Origin of the sequence: Rhodobacter lacus (genome assembly GCF_042683065.1) — a bacterium.
Lineage (GTDB): Bacteria > Pseudomonadota > Alphaproteobacteria > Rhodobacterales > Rhodobacteraceae > Rhodobacter > Rhodobacter lacus.
The window spans coordinates 264,144-286,844 of record NZ_JBHUIX010000003.1; the positions used below are offsets into that span (position 1 = coordinate 264,144).

Annotated in this window: 20 protein-coding genes; 10 read left to right on the top strand and 10 right to left on the bottom strand. The window is 64.8% G+C overall.

What is annotated here, in order from left to right; all coding sequences use genetic code 11:
• Nucleotides 1-17: 17 nt before the first annotated feature.
• The 7 genes from addA to regB form a co-directional block, all read right to left on the bottom strand.
• Nucleotides 18-3,392, bottom strand: coding sequence for a double-strand break repair helicase AddA (gene addA / locus ACFSM0_RS02935; protein ID WP_377386889.1), 3,375 nt, complete (start codon nt 3,390-3,392; stop codon nt 18-20).
• Nucleotides 3,389-6,325 carry a double-strand break repair protein AddB gene (gene addB / locus ACFSM0_RS02940; RefSeq protein WP_377386892.1) on the bottom strand — a complete coding sequence of 979 codons (2,937 nt, stop codon included), beginning with the start codon at nt 6,323-6,325 and terminating at the stop codon, nt 3,389-3,391. The genes addA and addB overlap by 4 nt, the downstream gene beginning before the upstream one ends.
• Nucleotides 6,315-7,004, bottom strand: coding sequence for a nucleotidyltransferase family protein (locus tag ACFSM0_RS02945; RefSeq protein WP_377386895.1), 690 nt, complete (start codon nt 7,002-7,004; stop codon nt 6,315-6,317). The genes addB and ACFSM0_RS02945 overlap by 11 nt, the downstream gene beginning before the upstream one ends.
• Entirely contained in the window at nt 6,980-7,969 is a 990-nt protein-coding gene (locus ACFSM0_RS02950) for an aminoglycoside phosphotransferase family protein (protein WP_377386898.1), read from the bottom strand. The genes ACFSM0_RS02945 and ACFSM0_RS02950 overlap by 25 nt, the downstream gene beginning before the upstream one ends.
• Nucleotides 7,970-8,446, bottom strand: coding sequence for a tRNA (adenosine(37)-N6)-threonylcarbamoyltransferase complex ATPase subunit type 1 TsaE (gene tsaE / locus ACFSM0_RS02955; RefSeq protein ID WP_377386901.1), 477 nt, complete (start codon nt 8,444-8,446; stop codon nt 7,970-7,972).
• 47 nt (nt 8,447-8,493) lie between these two features.
• Entirely contained in the window at nt 8,494-10,092 is a 1,599-nt protein-coding gene (locus ACFSM0_RS02960) for a PAS-domain containing protein (RefSeq protein WP_377386903.1), read from the bottom strand.
• Between the two features lie 96 nt (nt 10,093-10,188).
• Nucleotides 10,189-11,592: a sensor histidine kinase RegB gene (gene regB / locus ACFSM0_RS02965; protein WP_377386904.1), complete on the bottom strand. Its 1,404-nt coding sequence runs from the start codon at nt 11,590-11,592 to the stop codon at nt 10,189-10,191.
• Between the two features lie 85 nt (nt 11,593-11,677).
• On the opposite strand from regB, the gene ACFSM0_RS02970 reads away from it, so the two are divergent.
• The 3 genes from ACFSM0_RS02970 (at nt 11,678) to hvrA (ending at nt 13,337) form a co-directional block, all read left to right on the top strand.
• A complete protein-coding gene (locus tag ACFSM0_RS02970) occupies nt 11,678-12,319 on the top strand; it encodes an SCO family protein (RefSeq protein ID WP_377386906.1) in 642 nt (213 codons plus the stop codon).
• Nucleotides 12,320-12,397: 78 nt separating this feature from the next.
• Nucleotides 12,398-12,952: an ActR/PrrA/RegA family redox response regulator transcription factor gene (locus tag ACFSM0_RS02975; protein ID WP_377386908.1), complete on the top strand. Its 555-nt coding sequence runs from the start codon at nt 12,398-12,400 to the stop codon at nt 12,950-12,952.
• 76 nt (nt 12,953-13,028) lie between these two features.
• On the top strand, nt 13,029-13,337 hold the full coding sequence (hvrA, locus tag ACFSM0_RS02980) for a trans-acting regulatory protein HvrA (protein WP_377386911.1): 309 nt from the start codon (nt 13,029-13,031) through the stop codon (nt 13,335-13,337).
• A gap of 3 nt (nt 13,338-13,340) precedes the next feature.
• Here hvrA and ACFSM0_RS02985 read toward each other — a convergent pair whose 3' ends face one another.
• Entirely contained in the window at nt 13,341-14,219 is an 879-nt protein-coding gene (locus tag ACFSM0_RS02985) for a LysR family transcriptional regulator (protein WP_377386914.1), read from the bottom strand.
• Nucleotides 14,220-14,397: 178 nt separating this feature from the next.
• Nucleotides 14,398-14,988 (bottom strand): HD domain-containing protein, encoded by a 591-nt coding sequence (locus ACFSM0_RS02990; protein ID WP_377386917.1) that lies wholly within the window; start codon nt 14,986-14,988, stop codon nt 14,398-14,400.
• 120 nt (nt 14,989-15,108) lie between these two features.
• Here ACFSM0_RS02990 and ACFSM0_RS02995 point away from each other — a divergent pair, with 120 nt between their 5' ends.
• The 4 genes from ACFSM0_RS02995 to ACFSM0_RS03010 all read left to right on the top strand — a co-directional run bounded on the left by ACFSM0_RS02995 (nt 15,109) and on the right by ACFSM0_RS03010 (nt 18,223).
• On the top strand, nt 15,109-15,606 hold the full coding sequence (locus ACFSM0_RS02995; protein ID WP_377386920.1) for a hypothetical protein: 498 nt from the start codon (nt 15,109-15,111) through the stop codon (nt 15,604-15,606).
• A 78-nt stretch (nt 15,607-15,684) separates the two neighbouring features.
• Entirely contained in the window at nt 15,685-17,076 is a 1,392-nt protein-coding gene (gene ahcY, locus ACFSM0_RS03000) for an adenosylhomocysteinase (RefSeq protein ID WP_377386923.1), read from the top strand.
• Between the two features lie 172 nt (nt 17,077-17,248).
• On the top strand, nt 17,249-17,767 hold the full coding sequence (locus tag ACFSM0_RS03005) for a class I SAM-dependent methyltransferase (RefSeq protein WP_377386926.1): 519 nt from the start codon (nt 17,249-17,251) through the stop codon (nt 17,765-17,767).
• Between the two features lie 114 nt (nt 17,768-17,881).
• Nucleotides 17,882-18,223, top strand: a complete 342-nt coding sequence (locus ACFSM0_RS03010; RefSeq protein WP_377386929.1) for a DUF2853 family protein — start codon at nt 17,882-17,884, stop codon at nt 18,221-18,223.
• A gap of 7 nt (nt 18,224-18,230) precedes the next feature.
• Here the strand turns inward: ACFSM0_RS03010 and ACFSM0_RS03015 are convergent, their stop codons facing one another.
• Complete coding sequence (locus ACFSM0_RS03015) at nt 18,231-18,842, bottom strand: enoyl-CoA hydratase/isomerase family protein (protein ID WP_377386932.1); 612 nt, start codon at nt 18,840-18,842, stop codon at nt 18,231-18,233.
• Between the two features lie 107 nt (nt 18,843-18,949).
• On the opposite strand from ACFSM0_RS03015, the gene ACFSM0_RS03020 reads away from it, so the two are divergent.
• The 3 genes from ACFSM0_RS03020 to ACFSM0_RS03030 are packed head-to-tail and all read left to right on the top strand — an operon-like array spanning nt 18,950 to nt 22,645.
• Complete coding sequence (locus ACFSM0_RS03020; RefSeq protein ID WP_377386935.1) at nt 18,950-20,467, top strand: DUF2125 domain-containing protein; 1,518 nt, start codon at nt 18,950-18,952, stop codon at nt 20,465-20,467.
• Between the two features lie 56 nt (nt 20,468-20,523).
• Nucleotides 20,524-21,870: a TldD/PmbA family protein gene (locus ACFSM0_RS03025; protein ID WP_377386938.1), complete on the top strand. Its 1,347-nt coding sequence runs from the start codon at nt 20,524-20,526 to the stop codon at nt 21,868-21,870.
• Complete coding sequence (locus ACFSM0_RS03030; RefSeq protein WP_377386941.1) at nt 21,857-22,645, top strand: 3'(2'),5'-bisphosphate nucleotidase CysQ; 789 nt, start codon at nt 21,857-21,859, stop codon at nt 22,643-22,645. Before ACFSM0_RS03025 ends, ACFSM0_RS03030 begins: the two co-directional genes overlap by 14 nt.
• Nucleotides 22,646-22,701: the final 56 nt, after the last annotated feature.

Below are 22,701 nucleotides of genomic sequence, written 5' to 3' on the forward strand. Positions count from 1 at the left end.
GCGCGGCCCCGCCATCGTCAAGAACTCGTGGCAGGACGAAGCGCGGCATCCATCTGTGCGTCAGAGATCGCCATGAGCGCACCCGTTGCCGTCCACAACAGCAGGCATTCAACCGGCCGCCCCGGGTAGATCTGGCGCAGTGCGCCGCGGTAGGCCGCAAGCTGGCGCACAAGGCCAAGCGGCACCTGCGCGGCGGTTTCGGGCACGACCGCGTTTGATTTGTAATCAAGCACGCGGATCCGGTCTGGCAGCACCTGCAACAGGTCGATCACCCCGTGCAGCTTGCGCCCCTCAAGCTCGGGTAAATCTGCCGTCAGCGCGACCTCGGCAAGCACCAGCCCTTCGCGCAGCCCCGCGCGCTCCACCGCGGTCAAAACGCTTCTGGCCTGCGCCAAAACAGCCTCTGTTTCGGCCTGATCTGCCTGATCTTCGCCAAAGGCGAGCAACTCGGCGGCAATCTCTTCCCAGCGCGCCTCGGGCCATTGCGGAAGGTGTTCAAGCAAAAGGTGAAGCTGGCGGCCATGGCGCAAACCGTCTTCAACGCCTGCAGGCGGGCCCTCGCCCGGCACCACCTTCGCCCCCCCCAGATCGGAGGCCGAGAGCGCGGGCGCGGCCTCCGGGCGCGGCGCCGGGCGGGCCGCGACCCAATCGGGCAAGATCACTTCGGCCGCGGGGGCAGTGGCTTGCTCGCGCGCGCCGGCGGCGGGCCAGACCCCATGCGAGAATCGCCGCACCGGCCCGAGCGCCTGAACCTCGTCAGAGAGCGCCAAAACCGTCTCTGTTCCGGCAGAACTCATGGCCGCTTCTGTCAGCGCATACCAGCTTTCGCCAGTTTTGTCGGGGGCGCCCGCCTGCGCCACGATCAGCCATTTTTCGGCCCGCGTCATCGCCACATAAAGAAGCCGGAGCCGTTCGGCAGCTTCGTTTGCCGTGCGCTCGGACAAAGCCGCGCCAAGGGCCTCGGGGTGCAGACCGCCCGGAGCCTTCCAGAGCGCCACGCCCTCCTCCGCGATCAGGATCTCGCCGCGCCGCGAGGCCGCGCGTGGGCCGGTATCGGGCAAGATCACGATCGGCGCCTCAAGCCCTTTCGAGCCATGCACCGTCATCACCCGAAGCGCGCGGCCTGCCCCTTCCTGCTGGCGTTTGATCTGGATCTCATCGGCACCGAGCCACGCCAAAAAGCCTGTCAGGCTGGGCACTTCGCTGCGCTCATAGGCGAGCGCCTGCGCGATCAGCGCGTCGATCCCGTCTTCCGCCTCGGCGCCCAGCCGCGCCACCAGCCGTCGTCGCCCGTCATGGCGGATCAAGAGCCGCTCGATCAGATCATGCGGGCGCAGAAAATCGGCGTGGTCGCGCAAATCGCCAAGCACGTCGAGCACGGGCTCATGCGCGCTCTCGCGCAGCGCCTGCCACAGGAACCCGGGCCGCCCATGGGCAAGGCGGAACAGCGCATCCTCCGAGAGGCCGAAAAGCGGAGACCGCAGCGCCTCTGCCAAGGCCAGATCATCCTCCGGTGTCGCCAAAAAGGCCAAAACAGAGACGATATCGCGCACCGCAAGCTCACCGCCGAGCCGGAGCCTGTCGGCCCCGGCCACCTCCAGCCCGCGCGCCTTGCAGGCGCGGATGATCTCGTGAAAAAGATCCGAGCGGCGCTGCACCAGAACCAGAAAATCGCCCGCATGCACCGGGCGCGCGCCCGAGCCCTCGGGGATCTGCACGCCCGCGGCGATCATCGCGGCAATCTCTGCCGCCACGGCCCGCGCCAGAACAACCGGGGCGGTATCGGCGCCGGGCAGGTCCACCGGGTTCTCCCAGTCATCCTCCTTCGGGGCCTCGGGCGGCAGCACCGCGGGCCACAGATCCACCCGCCCCGGCAGATCGGCGTGAAAGGCCAGATGCTCGGGCGCGCCACCGAGCCCGGCGGCTGCCGGACCTTGAAAGGTCAGGTCGACGAGGCGCAGGATTGCGAGCGACGAGCGGAAGGAATGCAGCAGCGCCGCATCCTGCAAGGGCCGCTGGATCGCGGCAAAACTTTCAGAAAAGCGGCTCTTAACCGCCTCGAAATGAGCGAGATCCGCACCCTGAAACGAGTAGATGGACTGCTTGCGATCCCCCACCACGAAGATTGTTCGCGCCTCGGGCCGCGCCCCCTCCCCGGCGGTGAACTCATCGGCAAGCCGCTCGATCACGCGCCACTGGCCGGGAGAGGTGTCTTGCGCCTCATCAACGAGAATATGGTCAATGCCACCATCGAGCCGGAACAGCACCCATTGCGCCGTTGCCGGATCAGACAAGAGCGCCCCGGCCCGCTCGATCAGATCATCGAAATCGAGCCAGCCGCCCTGCGCCTTCTTGTGTGCAAGCCGGGGCAGGAACACGGCGGCGAAGTCTTGCAACGCCAAGGTCCGCTCCAGCGTGGTCAACGCCTGTTCCTGCATCCTTGCGGCGCAAACGGCCTCCGCAAACGCCAGAAAATCGCCCGCAAGCCCCTCGCCCAGCGCCTCGCTGGCGCCCTTGGTCAGAAGCCGGGAAGTGACCCGCGAGCCATCTTTCACGAGCATGATCTCGGCCAGCGCGGCGAGGTCCGCCGTGCCGGGCGTTTCCAGATCCAGCGCGCTGAGCCGGTCGGCAAGCGCCAGCATCGTCTTTGCCGATTGCTGCCGCAAGATCGGGATCATCGCAGCAATCATCCCCGGGATCTCGGGCCCGATCACCCGCGCCGGCAGATCCTTGGCGTGCAGATTTGCCGGAAGATCCAACAAACCGCGCAGCTCCGCCTCGCTTGGAGGGGCAAAAAAAGCGTCTCTATTGTGGCTGATTTCGGCCAAAATATCTGAAAGATTGGCACCAGAGAAATGGCGCAGGAACCGGTCAAACACCGGGCGCGCATCGCCCGAGGCGAGATCTTCCAGAAGCTCCTCGCGCATCCTTGCGGCGGAGCGGTCATCGAGCTCCGCAAAGCCATGCGTCACCCCCGCCTCAAGCGGAAAGCGGCGCAAAAGCGCGCCACAGAACGCATGGATCGTCTGGATCTTCAGGCCGCCCGGCGTTTCGATTGCCTGCGCAAAAAGCCGGCGCGCGCGCGCCAGGGCCTCGGCATCAAGCCGCCCCTCAACACCAAGCGCGGCAAGCTCGGCCGTCAGCGCGGCATCTTCCAGCATCGCCCAGCCGCCAAGGCGCTTGAGCAAACGGTTTTGCATCTCCGCGGCAGCGGCCTTGGTATAAGTGAGGCACAACACCTTTTGCGGCTCTGTTCCGGCAAAAAGCAGCCGCGCCACGCGGTCTGTCAGCACCCGCGTCTTGCCCGATCCGGCATTGGCGGAAAGCCAGGTCGAGCGGGCGGGATCGGCGGCCTGAACCTGCCGTTCGGTGGCATCATCGCGGCGCGTCATCCGACATCCTCCGGCTGCGAGACATCGATGACATCCCATTCGCCAAAGCGGGAGAGATGGTCATAATCGCTCTTGTCGCGCGTTTTTTGCAGCGCCCGCCGGGCGGCAAACCCCTGATCGGGCGTAAGATAGCGCGCGAGCAAACGATGCAGCCCCTCCCAGATTTGCGCCACATCCTCGGGCCCCAGACCAAGTTGGCGGCAGGCCCCGGTATCTCCAAGCTGGATGTAACGCATCGCCGAAACCGTTCGGGGGCCCAGCGCCGCAAAGGCACCGCGCATGATCATCGCCGCCTCAAGGGGGAGTTGCTTGTCGAAAAACCTCACCTCATCGTCTTTCGGCGGCGCCCCGGATTTGTAGTCATAAACCACCGCGGTGCCATCTTGCAGAAGGTCGATCCGGTCGGGCCGCGCGGTGAGGGTGAAGGCGGGGGCTTTGAGGTCGATCCTGCCCTTTTCCTCAACCAGGGCCGGTGCCCCTTCGGCGCGGCGCGCCCGTTCCTGCGCCACAAGGGCGGGGGCGATCCGCGCAATCCGCGCCAGCCAAAGCCGTTGCGCCGAGGGCCAGGGAACGCTCTCCTTCAGGCTCTGTTCTGCCAGAACAAGCAGATCCGCTATCGCGGCTTCGTCCTCTTGCGCCGGGTCGAAGCGCGCCACGAAATGCTCCACCACCTGATGCAGCGCCTCGCCGCGCAGCCGCGGATCGGGCTCCGGTGCCAGCGGATCAAGCGGCGAAAGGCGCAGCACATGGCGGGCATAGATCGCATAGGGATCGCGGATCAGGGTTTTGATTGCAGTGACAGAGAGCTGGCGCGGGCGGGCCTCCACCGGCGGCCGCGGAGCCGGGCGCGGGGCCGCAGGCACGGGCGCCTCCGGGCGCTCAAGTGCCACCGCAAGCGCGCGCCAATCCGCGCCCCGGTCGCGCATTTGCCTGAGCGCCTCGGGCCCCCCGGCGGCCTCGAGCCCCCCCAAAAGGTTGGTCAGCCGGTTGAGCCAGCGCGCCGGAACGGTTTCCGCCTCCGCATCCCGGCGCGCGCGCGAAAGCACCACCCGCGGCCCGGCGATCGCCTGCTGAAAATCATGTGCAGCAAGACCGATCTGCCGCTCGGGCAACAAAAGGCCGGACTCGAGCCGCATCTTGCGGCTCAGCCAGGGGTCGGGCGCCGGAGCCTCGGGCCAGCTTTTCTCGTTCAGCCCCGCCAGAAGCACCAGATCGGCATCTTGCGCACGCGCCTCAAGCGTGCCGAGAAAGCTCACCAACGGGTGCGCCGCACGCGGGTTGCGGGTTTGCGCGCCCTCCATCAAAGAGTCGATCAGATCGGTGTAATTCGCGCCGGTCAGGCTCAGCGCCTCCTCGGCCTCGGCGCCAAGTTCGGAGAGAAGCCGCCGGCAGGCCTCCCCCGCCGGGCCAAGCCACAATTCGCTCGCCGCCGCCACACCGCCCGGCCCGTTGGCAAGCGCCTCAAGCAAGGTCAGATGCTGCGCGAGCCAGCCCGCCACAGGTTGCGCAACCGGGGCGGAAAGCTGCGCCATTGCCCCCGCGAGCCAATTCCCCCAAGCCGCGCGGTCGGGCGCCCCCGCCGCCGCCCAGGCGCGGATCGCCCCGGGTTCGGGAAAGGCCGGGCCGTCGCGGCGCAGTTTCAACTCCAGCTCGCGCGTGAACCGCAGGTGGCTGCCGCGCTCGGCCGCGCCGGTGGCGGTGAGCGGATGCTTGAGCACCACAAGCAAGGCCTCAAGCGTGAGCGGGCGCCCCAACATCCGGGCAAGATGACGGATCAACCGCCCCGGCGGCGATTGGGAAAGCGGCTGGCCCGCTGAATCATCGGGCACAATCCCCCATCGGTCGAGCGCGGCGGCAACGCGGCGGGTCAGCATCCGGTCCGGCGTGATCAGCGCCGCCTTTTCTCCGCGTTCGACAGCCTCGCGCAGCACAAGCGCCAAAGCGAGCGCCTCCTGCCGCGGATCGGCGGCCTCGATCAGCGTCAGCCCCGTACAGACCTGCGGCAGATCTCTGAGCGCCTTGCCCTCTGCCATCCATTGATCGGTGACGGGCGAGGGGCGCAGGGCAAGCGAGACAAGCGCGTTGCGCGCGGGCGCCGGGGGCGCAGCCTCGCTCCAGCGCCGGACCTGCGCGGGCGCCAGACCAAGCCCGTCGAGCAGCGCGAGGAAGCGGTATTGCGGATGATCCTCTATGGGAAAAGCCCCGGAAGAGAGACTGGTCCAGGCCAATTCGGGCATGTCGAAATCAAAGCCCGGCAGCACAATCGCGCCGTTTGGGAGCGCGGCCACCGCCTGCATGAAAAGCCGCGTTGCGCCACGCGAGCCGGTGGAGCCCGCGATGATGATCCGCTCGGGCGGGGGCGCCTCGGCCCATTGGCGCGCGAGCCCTTCGGCTACAAGGCGTTGGCGCCGCTCGGGTTCCGGCGCCGTGTCGGCCGCGAAATAGCGCGCAACGATCTGCAGAAAGCGCAGGCTCTGGCGCCAATGCTCGGCATGGCTCTCGCGGATGTCGAGCTGCTCGAACGCGTCTGGCGTGACGCCCTCTCCCTGCATCTCGGCCATCAGCGCGGCGAGACTGTCGGTGAGGCTGAAGAGCCCCGCCCCGGTCTCAAAAGCCGGAAGCCCGCGCGCGAGCTGATCGACAAGGCGCGCCAGTTCGAGCTTGCGGCGGATTGGCGGCGTGGCCGGGGCAAGGCCGGAGAGCGGCGCGCGCCCAAGATCGCTCACCAGCGCGAGGCGTGGCAAAAGCCTTGTCCCGAGAAGGTCAAATTCTTCGCGCACGCGGCGCTGCATGCGCCCGGAGTTCAGATACAGCCGGGTTTGCGCCATCTCTTCGGGCGGGGCATCGGCCAGCCGCTCGACAAGGCCGCGCACCAACGCACGGGCGAAGTTCACGCCGGGCGGCAAGGCAAAGATATGCGGCTCAGCCACCATGGCCCAGCATCTCCTCGGCCAGTGGAATGCACTCGGGCCGCCCCACGTCGCACCATCCGCCCCGATGCACGACGCCATAAGCCCGCCCCTCGGCAATGGCCCGGTTCCACATCAGATTGAGCGAAAAGGCGGGCTCGGAAATCGTCTCTATGCCGGCGGGATCGAGGATTTGCGCGCCCGTGTAAACATAGCCCGTGCCGCGGCGAAGGCGGCCCTTTTCGTCCATGTCAAAATCCCCCGCGCCAATGTGCCCGGTGGCCGCGGCCTTTGGAACAAGCGCGAGGCAGGCGGACATGCGCGCGCCATCCCAGCCCGCGCGCAGCGTGGCAAGCACGTTCGGCCCGGTCCAGACGGCATCGCTGTTGAGCGTGAAGACCGGCCCCGCGCCAAGGAGCGGCAGCGCCTTGCGCAGGCCCCCCCCGGTTTCAAGGAGCGCATCGCTTTCATCGGAGATCTGGACCCCGCTGCCCGCCAGATGGCTGCGGACCTGATCCCCGAAATAGTGCACATTGGCAACCACCCGCCCGATCTCTGCGCCACGCACCAGATCGAGCGCATGTTCAAGGAGTGGGCGCCCGGCCACCGCCACAAGCGGCTTCGGGCGGGATTGCGTCAGCGCCCCCATCCGCGTGCCGCGCCCGGCGGCAAAAAGCATCAGCGCATCGGGTGTTGGCCGCATTCGCGTTCCATCCTTGCAAGCAATTCGGGGCTCGGCGGCACAAGGGCCGCCGCAACCGCATGGCGCAGGGGGGCGAGCGATGGCGCCGCAAGATTGCGCTGCAGATACCCCCAGACCCGCGGCATCAGCGCAAGATAATGCGGCTTGCCGCCCGCCAGGCAGAGCCGCGCGAAAATGGCGAGGATGCGGAGCGCGCGCTGGGCACCAAGAAGGGCGTAGCTTGCCCCGAAACCCTCCGGGTCAAAGCCGCGCAGCGCCGCATAGCGGGCGCGCTCTTGCCGTTCGATGGCTTCGGGCACATCCCGGCGGGCATCTTGCAATGCGGATACGAGATCATAGGCCGGATCGGCGGCGACAGCATCTTGAAAATCCAGCAGGCCAAGGCGCGCGGGGCCCGCGCGGTCTGGCAACCAGATCACGTTCTCGGCGTGAAAATCCCGCAGGCACATCACGGGCGAAAACGGCTCTGTTTTGGCATGAAGTGCCGCAATGAGCGGGGCGAGATCGGCGGCGGCAGCGGGATCGGCGCACGGATACCACTGCGGCACGAGGCCGACGAGATCCGCGAGCGCCGGGCCATTGAGCGGCGCAACAAAATCGGGGGCCGGGCAGGCATGAAGCGCGATCAGAAAATCGGTGATCGCCCCATAAAGGGCGGGTTGATCTTCGGGCTGGTGCGCCATGAGCCGCGCCAGAACCGCATCGCCAAAATCTTCCAGCAGCATCAGCCCGGCCTCGGGCGCGGCGGCAAGGACCTGCGGCGCGGAAAAGCCCTGCGCCAAAAGCCAGGCATCGACGCGCAGAAAGCGTTTAAACTCCTCCCCCGGCGGGGCGATCATCAAAACCGCTGTCTCGCGGCCGCGGGTGAGCCGCTCGTAGCGGCGGGCAGAGGCATCCCCTGCAAGCGGGGCGCGCGCGGCATCGCCCCAACCTTCTGCGGCCAGAAAGAGCTCAAGCGCCCCCATCTAGACGCGCTCCAGATCGGCCAATCGCGCCGCCCAGGAGGCGTTTGCGAAAAGCGCAACAGACCGCGCGGCCCCCCCTTCGGTAAGCGAAAACCGCAAGGTCAGAGCCGTTTCGGGCATCAGAGCGCCGAGCCGCTCGGGCCATTCGATCAGGCAGATCGCCGTCTCGAACGCCTCTTCGAGGCCCAGCTCGATTGCTTCGTCAGGATGGGTGAGCCGATACAGATCGGCGTGCCAGATCTCGGGATCGGCGCCGTAGCTTTGCACCAGCGTAAAGGTGGGTGAGGGCACATCCTCGCCTTCACCCACCCGCGCCCGGATCAGCGCGCGCGCAAAATGGGTTTTTCCGGCGCCGATCGGGCCATCGAGAAGGAGCACATCGCCCGGCCCCAGATGGTGCGCAAACCACTGGCCAAGCCGGGCGGTGGCATCGGCATCATCAAGCACGAGGGTGCGAATTTCGGGCAGCGTGACCATGGGCGCACTCTAGCGGCCCGGCGCGCCCCGGCAAGCCCCCTCCGGCGTCAACTCAGCGCAAGTTCGACCTCGGCTTCCGCCAGCGGGCGCGGTGCCAGAAGCGCTCTGTTGCCCGGGGTAAAGCTCGCAAGCATCGCCCCCCCGGCCATCGGCGCAAAGCGGCAGATAATCCGCTCGCCGTCAATCCGGCGCACCACCTCGGCCTCGAACGGCACATTGCTTGCCGTGCGGGTGAAAAAGGCGCGCGCGCGCGCCCAGATCTCGTTCGGCTCGCATTGCGCCTGCCAGTGCCGGACCGCTTCGTGGATGTTCTGGCCCCCAAGCGAGCTTGCACTCGAAACGCCCCAGAGCCGCTCATAGCCGGCGTTGGAAATGGTCATCTCCCCCGAGGGCTGGAACACCGCCACCGCCTCGCTCATCATGTCGAGCACGTCCTGACCCTGCTCCAGTTCCGCGCGGAACCGCCGCGAAAGCGAGATTTCGGCGGAAATATCCTCAAAGAGGAAGGCCACGGCGCCATCGGGATGCGGGCGACCGGTAACACGATAGGTCTGGCCAGAGGGCAGCATCCAGGTTTCCGAGTGGAAGCCCGCAACGGCGGCCTGCTCAAGCTCGCTCATTTTCAGCCGCCAGCTGCGGTAATCCTTCGGCTCTGGCATCATCCGCGCCTCGCGCAGCCGATCCAGGAAGGCGTAAAGCGTTGGGCGCCGCGAGAGGAATTCCGCCCCGAGTTGCGTCAGGTCGATCAGCGCCGGGTTGAAGATTTGCAGCTGACGTTGACGGTCAAAGACAGCCAGCCCGATCGGCAGATCTGCAAAGGTCTTGCTCAGGGTCTGAACAAAGTCGCGCAGGGCCTTTTCTGCCCGGATCGTGGCATCGGCGGGCAGCGCGAAATGCAAGGCACCGCGCTCGAGCGGATAGGAGTGGCATTCAAACCAGCTCTGCTCCCCGGTCAACGTATCCTCAAGCCGGAGCCGGCGCGGGCCGGTGACCTGACCGGGCGGATCAATGTCAAAAAGCTTCGGCAGCGGCCAGACCGGCGCCTCCTCGCCCGCGTCGAACACTTCGGCCCGCAGCACATAAGCGCGGTTCGCCCAGGTCAGAACGCCGGTCTCATCCTCGCGCCAGACCAGCGCGGGGGCGCGGTCAAGCGTCTGGCGCAGCTCCTCCAGCTCATCTTCCAGCGCGCGTTGCGAGAGCCCGTCGACGAGCAGGCCCTTGCCCTCCGCCTCCGGGTCGATGAAGGTGATCCGGGCGAGCCCGTTGACATCCTCGGCAAGGAGCTTGAGCCCCTGCGCCCGTCCGGGTTCGGGGCGCGCGCGCATCTCAACATGGCCGTGGTCCGCCAGCTTCGCCATGGTGGCGACAAACCCCTCGAACCGCGGCGCGGCAAAAGCGCAAAGGCGCGCCCAGTCGCTCACGCCCATCGGTGCGGCCTCCAGAAGCGTGCGCGCCGGCGCCGTGGCATCGACCAGATCCTGATCATCGAACAGAAACACTGTCTGTTCGAGCACCGGATAAATGGCCGGGCTCGCCACTGCCCTGCCCGGCCGAGCCAGCAGGAAAGTGATCAGGACAAGCGCCAGAAACGCCGATCCAACCGAAGTCACGGCGATGACAATCGCCTGAAATACATCCATCTGCATGACTGCAGCCCTCTCGCCTGTCCCGCAGTCATGATTGATGAATAAAGGTTAATGAGGCGTTAAGGGGGGATAGCTTCGCTCACCTTTTGGGTAGGGTCAGCTCGCAATTGGAACATTTTCGCCCAAGGGCCCGGTTTCCGGCGCGAGCAAGCGCCCGATATGCCAGCGCGATTCAACCACGGCACCAGAGCGACGCGGCACCGGCGCGTTTTTCTGATAGGGTTCCCTGCCGTTGCCGAATCGCAGTTTTGCCCCCGTCCGCTCCAGAAGCGTCTTGGCGATGAAGAGGCCAAGCCCCATCCCCTCATATTCCGGCCGCTCCGACCGGGCGCCGCTGCGCGACGAGATGAACGGGTCGCCAATGCGGTTGATCACGCTGGGCGCATAGCCGCGGCCATCGTCGCAAACGCGAACAATGATGCTGCGGTCGGTCCATTCCGCATCCACCCACACCGTTGTCTGTGCAAAATCGACCGCATTCTGCACAAGATTGCGCAAAGCGTGCACCAGCTCCGGGAAGCGGTAGATCGTCGGCTGCCGTTCCGACCCCCCCTCGCCCGGGCGACAGTCAAAAACGATGTTCTTGCCGCGCTCCATATGCGGCTCTGCCGCCTCGCGCAGAACCGCCAGCAGCGGCGCGGTGCGCAGATGCAGGTCATCCTTTCCGGCGCGGCCCATCGAGCGCAGGATATCGCGGCATCGGTCCGCCTGTTCGCGGATCAGCACCGCATCATCGTAAAGCTCCGGGTCATCCGAAAGCTCGTCGGCAAGCTCGCTCGACACAAGCTTGATGGTGGCGAGCGGCGTGCCAAGCTCATGCGCCGCCGCGGCCACAACGCCGCCGAGATCCGTCAGCTTCTGCTCCCGGGCCAGCGCCATCTGCGTGGCAAAGAGCGCATCTGACATCGAATGGATTTCCTGCGCGATCCGGTGCGCGTAGGCGCCCAGAAACACCACCCCGATCACGATCGCCACCCAGGTGCCAAACGCGATCTGCGAGGGAACGTCGATCTGCTCGCCGGCCTTTGTCATCAGCGGCGCGGCGACGAGCGCGACAAGGGTAATCATGAAGATCGTCGCGCCCCCCAAAAGCAGCGTCGGGCGCAGCTTGAGCGCGGTCGCGGCAATCGTCACTGGCACAAGGATGAGAAGCGCGAAGGGGTTGGTGAGCCCGCCGGTGAGCGTCAGCAGCACAGCAAGCTGCGCGGTGTCAAACAGCAGCGTCGTCGTGACCTCTGCCTGCGAGAGGCGGCGCGATTCCGGGTAAAGGTTGATCGCCGCGATATTGGCAACCACCGCCGCCCCCACGGTGACAAAACAGAGCGGCAGATTGAGCGAGATCTGGAAATAGAGGTCCGCAATGGCAAGCGCCGCAATCTGCCCGAAGATTGCCGCCCAGCGCAGCAAGATCAGGGTCCGCACGCGCACCCATTCCTGATGCGCCTGTGTTGCCGAAAGATCGAGTTCCACCCGTTCGGGCGCCCGCAACAGGTCGGCCATGCAGTAATCCTCGTTCCCCTAAATCCCCCGCCCTTGATATTCCCGATGCGCTGGGCAATCAATGGCCGCACGAAAAGGAGAACCGATGCCCGTTTCTGCAAAGACCGCCGCAGTCGGCGGCGCGCTGACCTTGGCTGTTTTGCTGGGGGCGAGTTGGTATCTGACGATCGGGAAAGGCCCCGAAGATCCGCTGGCGGAATGCCGTGTGGGGGCCACTGCCGGCACCACCAGGATCGGCGGTCCCTTCACACTCACCTCTGAAACCGGCGCGACAGTGACCGAAAAAGAGGTGATCAGCGGGCCGAGCCTCGTCTATTTTGGCTACACTTGGTGCCCCGACGTTTGCCCGATCGACAGCACCCGAAATGCCGCGGCAGCCGATCTTCTGGCGGCGCGCGGCTATCAGGTGACACCGGTTTTCATTTCCGTCGATGTGGCGCGCGATACGCCCGAAAGCCTGCGGGAATTCACCGATCTGATGAGCCCGAAGATGGTCGGCCTGACCGGCACGCAAGAGCAGATTGATGCGGTGATCCGGGCCTATCGCGCCTATTATCGCGTGGCCGAGCCGGGCAACCCCGAAACGCTGATCGACCACTCCACCCAGACCTATCTGATGGACCCCGCGCAGGGGTATCTTGATTTCTATGACCGGGACGTTTCGCCCGAAGTCATGGCCGAAAGCGTCGCCTGCTTCATCGACGCGCTGAAAACAAACACAAAATAAGTCGCATTTCGGTATGACAAATTGACCCGCGGCGCGGATCATCATAGAAACGTGAGCAAAGGGTGGAAGGAAGAGACAATGGCCGAAGAAGAATTCACCGAACTGGGCAGCGATCGCACGCTTCTCTTGGTCGATGACGACAATGCTTTCCTGACCCGCCTTGCTCGCGCCATGGAGAAGCGCGGCTTCCAGCCGGAGATCGCCGAAACCGTCGCAGCCGGCAAGGCGATCGTGCAAAACCGCGCTCCGGCCTATGCCGTGATCGACCTGCGGCTGGAGGATGGCAACGGGCTTGAGGTGGTTGAAGCGCTGCGCGAACGCCGCCCCGAGGCGCGGATCGTGGTGCTCACCGGCTATGGCGCCATTGCCACTGCGGTCGCGGCGGTAAAAATGGGCGCCACCGATTATCTTTCCAAGCCCGCCGATGCGAATGACATTTCGAATGCCCTTCTTGCCAAGGGCGAAATGCTGCCGCCCCCGCCGGAAAACCCGATGAGCGCCGACCGGGTGCGGTGGGAACATATTCAGCGCGTTTACGAGCTTTGCGACCGAAATGTTTCTGAAACCGCACGCCGTTTGAATATGCACCGGCGCACGCTTCAGCGCATTCTTGCCAAGCGCAGCCCACGCTGACTTGCGCCTAACGTAAGGACAGCTTGATTATTCTTTTATAATGGTCAATATCCATCCAAACCCCAAGGAGGATGGAATGGATATTGATGACCTTTCGCTGACCGAGCTCAAGGCCCTGCGTGCGAAAGTGGACCGTGCGATCGTGACCTTCGAAGAGCGCAAAAAAAAGGAAGCGCTGGCCGAAATCGAAGAAACCGCCCGGAAAATGGGGTATACGCTCGCCGAACTGACCGCGCTGACGGAAAAGAAGCCGCGCAAGACCGTAGCGCCGAAATATGCCAACCCGGACAACGCGGACGAAACCTGGACCGGGCGCGGCCGCAAGCCGAAATGGGTCGAGGCCGCCCTTGCCGCGGGTAAAACGCTCGAAGATCTGACGATCTGAGCCTCAGGCTTCCGTTTTCAGCCAGTCGATGAATATGCGCGCCGTCGGGTTTATCGGACCCGGCGGCCGCACAATGTAATAGCCAAGGCTTTCCTCGGTGAGTTCGTGAATTTTCACCAACCATCCGAGCTTGAGGTCTTCCACGATCAACGCCTCGGTTTCCAGATGCAGCCCGATCCCCTCGCGGGCGGCGGAAAGCGCCAATTCCTCGTTCGGGAAGTCGACGAATTTCAGCGCTGCAGGGATAAGCCCGATGCTCTCGAGCAATTGCATCTGCTCGGGCCAGTCCCCCTCCCGAATCCAGGGCAGGACAGACATTTCCCGCAGCGAGAGTTTTGTGCGCCCGCCCAGCAATTCGGGCGCCGCCACCACCACCTGCGGCGCGGCGGTGAGAAATTCGGAAACGACACCGCGCCATTTGCCAACGCCAAAGCGGATGCCGAGATTGGCCCCGACCTCGCGCAATTCCACCAACCTTGGATCGGGCAAAAGCGAAAGCGCAATATCGGGGTGCTTTTTCCAGAACCGCGCGAGCCGCGGCATCAACCATTCCGAGGCGAAAGCGGGCGGCACCGTCACCGCAAGCGGCTTTTCTGCCCCATGCGCGCGCAGCGCCTCCGCCGCCGTCTGGATCGTGGCGAAGCCCTCGCCGAGCGCCTGCGCGAAACTTTCGCCTTCTGGCGTGAGGTGCAGATGCTTGCCGTCGCGCCACACGAGCGGCACGCCAAGCTCCGCCTCCAACGCTCGAACCTGCTGCGCTATGGCAGCATGGGTAACGTTCAGTTTACGGGCGGCTGCACTGAACCCCCCCTCCCGCGCCGTTGCGGCAAAGGCACGCAGGGCCGTGAGAGGCGGCATACGTTTCCAGTCGATTTCACTCATATGTTAGCCCAGCTCACAGATCACGAAAAATTCCTGACTCGCTTTGGCGCTGCGGTCAAGGCAAAGCGGAGGCAGATGAGTGAAAGGAGATCCGAAATGTTCCGGATGCTTGCTGAAGTGATGTCGCTTGCGATGGGGGGCTACGCACCCCGCGCCCGTCACGCTGGCGAATACAAATTTAACCGCTGAGCGCGGACAGAAGGGATTGGTGCCGCGCGGTAAACTCCGCGCGCACCTCGGCGGGGGGCCGCAGGCGGATCGCCATCCCCCGCACCAGAACGGGATCGAGCTTGCCAAAGATCCGGTTCGCCTCTGCTTCCGAAAACCCTGCAATCTGTTCGGCCTCGAGCCGGGCTGAGACCGTGTCTGCCGCCTTGATCGCCTTTTTGATCGGGGCGGGCAGCGCGGCGGGCAGGCCAAAGCGGATGTGCACAGCGGCGGTGAGCCGCGCATCCAGCTCGCCATAGCCCGCACCGATCGCCGCTTTCACCGGCGAGATCATGTCGCCCAGCACATATTCGGGCGCATCATGCAAGAGCGCCGCGAGCCGCCAGCGCAGGTCGATACCGGGGTTCATGCGGGCAAAGAGCGCTTCCACCAAAATCGAATGCTCGGCCACCGAATAGGCATAGTCGCCCCGGGTCTGGCCGTTCCAGCGCGCGACAAAAGCGAGCCCGTGGGCAATATCTTCGATTTCGATATCGACCGGCGTTGGGTCGAGCAGATCGAGCCTGCGCCCCGAAAGCATCCGCTGCCACGCCCGTTTCATTGCCTGCCCTCCGTGATCTGCCCCCTGCTAGCCAAACTGCCCGCCGCTGTAAACGGCGCGCGGAACCGGAATGACACATCTCGCGTTGGGCTTTTGACAGATCGAGAAAAGAGGGCCGCCATGACCATGAACCATCGCACCATCGCACTCAGCGCAACCGCGATTTCTCTGGCTGTTCTGGGCACGGTCGGGGTGGCGTTTTCGAGCATCCAGCCCGAGCAGCCGGACGTGCTTGCCCCGCCGCGCGCCGAAACCGCCGAAATGCTTGGCCGCCCGATGGATGATCACGGCCCCGCCATCTCTTACGGTGATCTTTCGGTTTTTGACGCGATCTCAGAGATCGGCCCGGATCAGGGCTATGATCAGCCCTATTGTGACCATCACGCCGCGCTCGGCACGCGGCTGTCGGAAGACTTTGGCGAAAACGCGCGCGTCAAGAGCCCGCTGCCGGGCAATCGCTCGATCGCGCTCTGGGCCTCGGACGAGATGGGCACATGGACCGCGCTTTACACCCGCGCCGATGGCGTTGCCTGCGTTGTCTCCTCCGGCATCGGCTGGCAGAGCAGCACCAATCCGGTCGCGCTTTTGAAATCGGAAGGACTTCTAAACGCCGGATAAACCCCGCGACCACAGTTACATTGCTGCAAACCCACGACGATGATAGGAAGCGCCAAGCGAAATTCGAAAGGATCCGTAATGGCCGATTACATCGTCAAGGATATCAAGCTGGCTGACTTCGGCCGCAAAGAACTCGATATTGCCGAAACCGAGATGCCGGGCCTGATGGCCTGCCGCGAGGAATTCGGCCCGAGCCAACCGCTCAAGGGGGCGCGCATCGCCGGTTCGCTGCACATGACGATCCAGACCGCGGTGCTGATCGAAACGCTCAAGGCGCTCGGCGCCGATGTCCGCTGGGCCTCGTGCAACATCTTCTCGACGCAAGACCACGCCGCCGCCGCCATTGCCGCGGGCGGCACGCCGGTCTTTGCGATCAAGGGCGAAACGCTTGAGGAATACTGGTCCTATACCGACAAGATCTTCCAGTTCGAGGAAGGCACCTGCAACATGATCCTCGACGACGGGGGCGATGCGACGCTCTACATCCTCCTGGGCGCGCGCGTCGAGGCGGGGGAAACCGATCTCATTGCCACGCCGAGCTCGGAAGAAGAGGTTTGCCTCTTCACCCAGATCAAGAAACGGATGGTGGAAACCCCCGGCTGGTTCACCCGTCAGCGCGAGGCGATCAAGGGCGTGTCGGAGGAAACCACGACCGGCGTGCACCGCCTTTATGACCTGCACAAAAAGGGGCTGCTGCCGTTCCCGGCGATCAACGTCAACGACTCGGTCACCAAGTCGAAATTCGACAACAAATACGGCTGCAAGGAATCGCTCGTGGACGGTATCCGCCGCGCCACCGATGTGATGATGGCCGGCAAGGTCGCGGTCGTGTGCGGCTATGGCGACGTGGGCAAGGGCTCGGCGGCCTCGCTTCGTGGTGCCGGCGCCCGCGTGAAAGTGACCGAGGTGGACCCGATCTGCGCACTGCAAGCGGCGATGGACGGGTTCGAGGTTGTGGTGCTGGAGGATGTGGTTGCTGATGCCGACATCTTCATCACCACCACCGGCAACAAGGACGTGATCCGCATCGAGCATATGCGCGAGATGAAGGACATGGCGATTGTTGGCAACATCGGCCATTTCGACAACGAAATTCAGGTCGCCGCGCTCAAGAACCACAAATGGACCAATATCAAGGACCAGGTGGACATGATCGAGATGCCCTCGGGCGCGCGGATCATCCTGCTGTCCGAAGGCCGTCTGCTGAACCTCGGCAACGCCACCGGCCACCCGAGCTTTGTGATGTCGGCCTCGTTCACCAACCAGGTGCTGGCGCAGATCGAGCTTTACACCAAGGGCGAGGACTACAAGCCCGGCGTTTACATCCTGCCCAAGGCGCTCGATGAAAAGGTTGCCCGGCTGCATCTGAAAAAGATCGGCGTGAAGCTGACCGAGCTGCGCCCGGATCAAGCGGATTACATCGGTGTGACCGTCGATGGCCCCTACAAGGCGGACCATTACCGCTACTGAGCGGCCCCGCGCCACAGTGACGCGACAGAGAGGCGGGGCCCGGTGCGGCCCCGCCTTTCATTTGCCAAATTGTTGATGTGACGTAAGATCTGCCGCAGCACGGCCAGCACAGCAGAGGCATGACATGGAAGAGATGACGAGACGGGATCGCGTTCGGGGCAGACTTCTGGGCATGATGCCCAAAGGAGCGGTCTGCGCCGAGGTGGGCGTCTGGGAAGGGAATTTCTCGAGCCGGATTCTCGAGATCTGCGAGCCCAAGGAGCTGCATCTGATCGACCCGTGGCTCTATCAACCGGAATTCAGCAACACCGGCTTTGGCAAAAAGAAAAACGAAGACCTGATGGAAGAAAAATACCAGATGGTCGTGGACAAATTCAAAGGCGACGACCGGGTCAAGATCCATCGCGGCAAATCCGACGAGATGCTCGCCGCGCTGCCCGATGGCAGCCTGGACTGGGTTTACCTTGATGGCAACCACAACGCCCCCTTCATCGACCATGATCTTGAGATGAGCCTCACCAAGGTGAAACCGAACGGCATCATCTCTGGCGACGATTACGCCTGGATGTCGGATGCGCTCAACGCGCCGGTGAAGACGGCGGTGGAAACCATCGTGCTCTCAAAACTCGGCGACAAGGCAAAACTGACGCTTCTCGCGAACCAGTATTTCATTCAGCTCGCCCGCGGTTGATCTTCCCGGCGCGCGGGATAAACCGGTTTTTCTTTGTTTCGGCGCCCGGATTGCTTAGGCTTTCCGGGCGCCGAAGCATTCGGGGCTCGGTGTCACGCATGGGAGGACGCGATCATGGGCAAGCGCGATGAACGGATCGCCAGATATGCCGAAGACCTGCGGAGCAAATGCGGCGTTGCGCCGGATATGGATCTGCTGACCAAGGTGACCATCGGTTGCGGCCCGGCGATCTATGATGCCGATGCCGAAACCCTGGCCGCCGCGCAGCCGGGGGAGCTGGCGACGGTGCGCAAGAATTTCCTCGTCAAAAAACTCGGCCTGCCAGACGGGCCCGGTCTCGATGATGCGATCGACGCGGTGATCGAGATCTATGGCCGGTCCGAGCGCAACAAATACCGCGCGGTGGTGTATTATTTGCTGGTGCGCCACTTCCACAAGGAAGCGGTCTACGGCTGAGCCCGGCTCAGATCAGGCCCTTGATCGCGCCAACATGGATCGGATCGGCCGCTTTCACATCGGCCAGCAGCGCCTCAAGCGCCTCGTCCATCGCTTCGGGCGCAACGATTCGGTCCACAAGGCCCCAGGCCAGCGCTTCTTCGGCGCCGATCTTCTGGCCCGCCATCAACAGCATTTTCGTGCGCGCCGGGCCGATCAGGTTGACGAGCCGCTTCGGGTCGGAGGGCTGCGGCATGAAGCCGAGCCGCATCACCGGGTAAAACACTTTCGCCTCCGGCACGCAGATCCGCAGATCACAGGCGGCGACCATGCCAATCGCGCCGCCCGCCAGCGTGCCGTTGAGCGCGGCAATCGTCAGGCAATGAAGCGAGGCCACAGCGCCTGAGAGCTTCTCCCAGATCCAGTCGGTGGCAAGGCCCGCGCGGGCCTCGTCGAGATCGGCGCCCGCCGAAAAGACCTTGCCCTTGCCGCGCAGCACAAAGGCATGTGCTGCGCTCCGGTCCGCGGCCTCGGCGGCCTCGACAATCGTCATCAACATATCACGGGTCAGCGAATTCGCTTTTTCGGGCCGGTCGATGGTGACGGTCCAGACGCCCGCGTCTTCATTTACATGGATCATAATGCCCTCCGCAGAGTCCCGCAGCCCGTCCTATCAAGCCCTTATCCCCTTGACCATTGCCTACGCGCAACCGAGGATGCGGCAAACCGCTTTACGAGAGGTCCTAGATGGCGCGGCTTCGTTCGACGGGCACAACCACGGTTTTCGCCCTTTTTCTGAGCACGACGGCGCTGTGCGCCGATGTTACCCCGGAGCAAGTCTGGGAAAGCTGGCAAAAACAATATACCGCCTTCGGCTTCGAGGTGGTGCCCGGCAGCGTTGCGCGTGAGGGCAACACGCTCGCAATCCGCGATGTCGTGTTCACCTCCAAGGTGCCGGTGGGCGAGGGCGCGGCGGCGCAAACTTCGACCACGACCCTCACCGTCCCGGCTCTTTTGTTGCAAGATCAAGGGGATGGAACGGTCAAAGCCGCCGTTGACGGAGAGATCGACGGGTCCAATGTGGTGACATCTGCCACCGGCGCACCGGAAACCGCGCAGATCCATATCGACAAGACAAGCGCGACTGCGGTGGTTTCGGGCACGCCCGAGGCGATGTCCTATCTTGTGGATGCGCCCGCCATCTCGATCAATGTTGCCTCCACCCAAATGGGCGGCAGCGGGGATGCTATTCCCAGTGCGCTGACGATGGTGCTCTCGGGGCTTTCCGGCACGCAGCAAGTTGGGGAAGATGCCGCAGGCCAGCAGATCCACACCGATCTGAAAGCCGTGAGCCTGTCGATGCATCTTGAAGGCGCCGACCCGGAAGACGGTGGCGCGGTCAAGGCCGATATCGGCTTCAGCGATCTTGCCGTGCTCGGCGAAAACGTGATGCCCGCGGGCGCCGACAGCTCCGATCTGGGCGCTGCGCTCACCATGGGGCTGCGCTCCGACATGAAGATGGGCTTTGGCGGCGCCACCTTCGCGATGGAGGCCGCCACCAAGGAGGGGCCGGTGAACGTGTCGGGCACCGCGCAGGCGGGCCAGACCCATATCAGCCTCGCCAAGGAGGCCTTCCGCTACATGGTCAGTGGCACGGGCACCGCGCTCTCGGTGCAGACGGCGCAGCTGCCGGTGCCGATGTCCGCGCAAATCGAGCGCAGCGAGATCGACCTTGCGATGCCGCTTGCCGCCTCCGCCACGCCGCAGCCGATGACGGCGCGGCTCGTGCTCGACGGGCTGAACGTTTCCGAACAGCTTTGGTCCATGGTTGACCCGCAAGGTCATCTTGGCCATGGCCCGGCAACGCTGGTGATCGACCTTTCGGGCAAGGCGCGGGCGCTCATCGATCTGTTCTCGCCCGAGGCGGCCCAATCTTCGGTGCCGCCGGTGGAGCTTGACAGTGTCGATATCAACAAGCTCCAGCTTACTGCCGCTGGCGCAGATCTGAGCGGCACGGGTGCGCTGACCTTTGACAACAGCGGCGGCATGCCGGTGCCGATTGGCGCCATTGACCTTCAGCTTTCGGGCGCGAACAAGCTGATGGATGGCCTCGTCGCGATGGGGCTGCTGCCGCAAGATCAGGTGATGTTCGGCAAGATGATGATGGCTGTTTACGCGGTGCCGAAGGGCGAAGACCTGCTGACCTCGAAGATCGAGTTCAAGGACGGCGGCAAGATCTTCGCCAATGGCCAGCCGCTGCAGTAAGAGCGCACATTTTGGCCGCCCGGCTGGCGCCGGGCGGCTTTTCGATTGAGGATCCAATGCCCCCGGAATTGAATGAACTGACTGAAGCGCTGCTGAAAGCCGCGAAAACCGCTGGCGCAGAAGCCGCTGATGCGATGGCCGTCGAGGGGCGCGCGGTCTCGATTGACGTGCGCGGGGGCGCGCTGGAGCAAGCCGAGCGCTCCGAAGGGGTGGAAATTGGGCTTCGTGTGCTGATCGGCGGGCGGCAAGCCTGCGTTGCCGCCTCTGATCTTTCGGCGCGAACCATGGCCGATATGGCAGAACGCGCCGTGGCGATGGCGCGCGAGGCGCCCGAAGATCCCTATGCCGGCCTTGCCGATCCTGACCAGCTTGCGCGGGGGTGGGACATTGCGGCCTATGAATTGGCCGATCCGGCGCCGGAGCCCGAGGCGGTGGCGCTTGAGGCAGATGCCCGGGCCGCCGAAGCGGCCGCGCTCGGCGTTGCCGGTGTGGCGCAGGTGCAATCGGCATCCGCCTCCTGGTCGCGGCGCACGCTTTTCATGGCGGCCACAAACGGTTTTGCCGGGGGCTATGCCCGCACCTCTCGCTCGGTCTCTGCTGTCGCCATTTCCGGCGAAGGCGCGGCAATGGAGCGCGACTGGGCGGCGGAATCGCGGATATTTCAGGCCGATCTGCCCTCCGCCACCGAAGTCGGTATCCGGGCGGGTGAACGTGCCGTCGCCCGCGCCAACCCGCGCCCGCCCAAAACCGGCGCCTATCCGGTGCTGATCGACGAACGCGTTGCCTCCAGCGTGATTGGCCATCTGCTTTCGGCAATCAACGGCATGGCAATCGCGCGCGGCGCCTCTTGGCTGCGCAATGCGCTGGGCGAGGACGTCTTGCCCGCCGGAATGAGCCTGATCGAAGATCCGTTCCGCCCCCGCATTTCTGGCTCGCGCCCCTTCGATGCCGAAGGCCTGCCCACGCGGCGCCGCGCGATTGTCGAAAATGGCGTGCTGAGCGGCTGGACGCTCGATCTCGCCACCGCGCGCAAGCTCGGCATGGAAAGCACCGGGAGCGCTTCACGTGGAACCGGCGCACCGCCTTCGCCCACCACCGGCAATGTCGCCCTGACGCAGGGTCCGCTCAGCCGCGACGCGCTTTTGGCCGAGATGGGCACCGGGCTTCTCATAACCTCGTTCATCGGCGCCACGATCAACCCGACAACGGGTGATTATTCCCGCGGCGCCAATGGTTTCTGGGTGGAGAACGGAGAGATTGCCTGGCCGGTGAACGAATGCACCATTGCCGGCAACCTGCGCGAGATGCTGCGTCGGATCACCCCCGCCAATGACGCGCGCGCGCATCTGAGCCATGTTGTGCCCTCGCTTCGGATCGAGGGGTTGACCCTTGCAGGCGCCTGACACCACCCGCGATCTCGCGCTGCTGACAGAGGCCGCGCAGGCTGCGGGCGCGCTGGCGATGCGCTACTGGAAACGCCATCCCGAAGCGTGGGAAAAAGAGGGCGGCGCGGGCCCTGTGTCCGAGGCCGATCTGGCGGTGAATACGCTTTTGGCCGAGATCCTGCGCGAGGCCCGCCCCGATTACGGCTGGCTTTCCGAGGAAAGTCAGGATGATCCGGCCCGGCTTGCCGCCGAGCGGATTTTCATCGTTGATCCGATCGACGGCACCCGTGCCTTTTTGGCCGAGGAACCGGGCTTTGCCCATGCGATTGCCGTGGTCGAGCGCGGCCGGGTGCTTGCGGGGGTCGTGCATCTGCCCGCGCTGCAGCAAAGCTACGCCGCCACCTGCGACGGGCCTGCAACACTCAACGGCGCGCCGATTGCCGCGGCAAAGACCCGCTGCATCGCCGGTTCGAGCTTGCTCACCGCGCGCACCACCGATGAGGCGGTGCATTGGCGCGGGCCCCGCCCGGCCTATATGCGCAGCTTCCGCCCCTCGCTCGCGTGGCGGCTCTGCCTTGTGGCCGAGGGCCGCTTTGATGCCAGCCTCTCGCTCCGGCAGGCGTGGGAATGGGACGTGGCCGCCGCGAGCCTCATTGCCGCGCGCGCGGGCGCGCTGGCCACAGACCGGCTTGGCCATGAGATCATCTTCAACGGCCCCGGCGCGCGCTGCGACGGGCTTCTGGTCGCGCCGCCCGCGCTGCATGCGCAATATCTCGCGGCGCTGCACCCCTGAGCCGCAAATTCCGGCCAATCCTTACCGGTTATAAACCTTATTTGCCTAGCTTCACC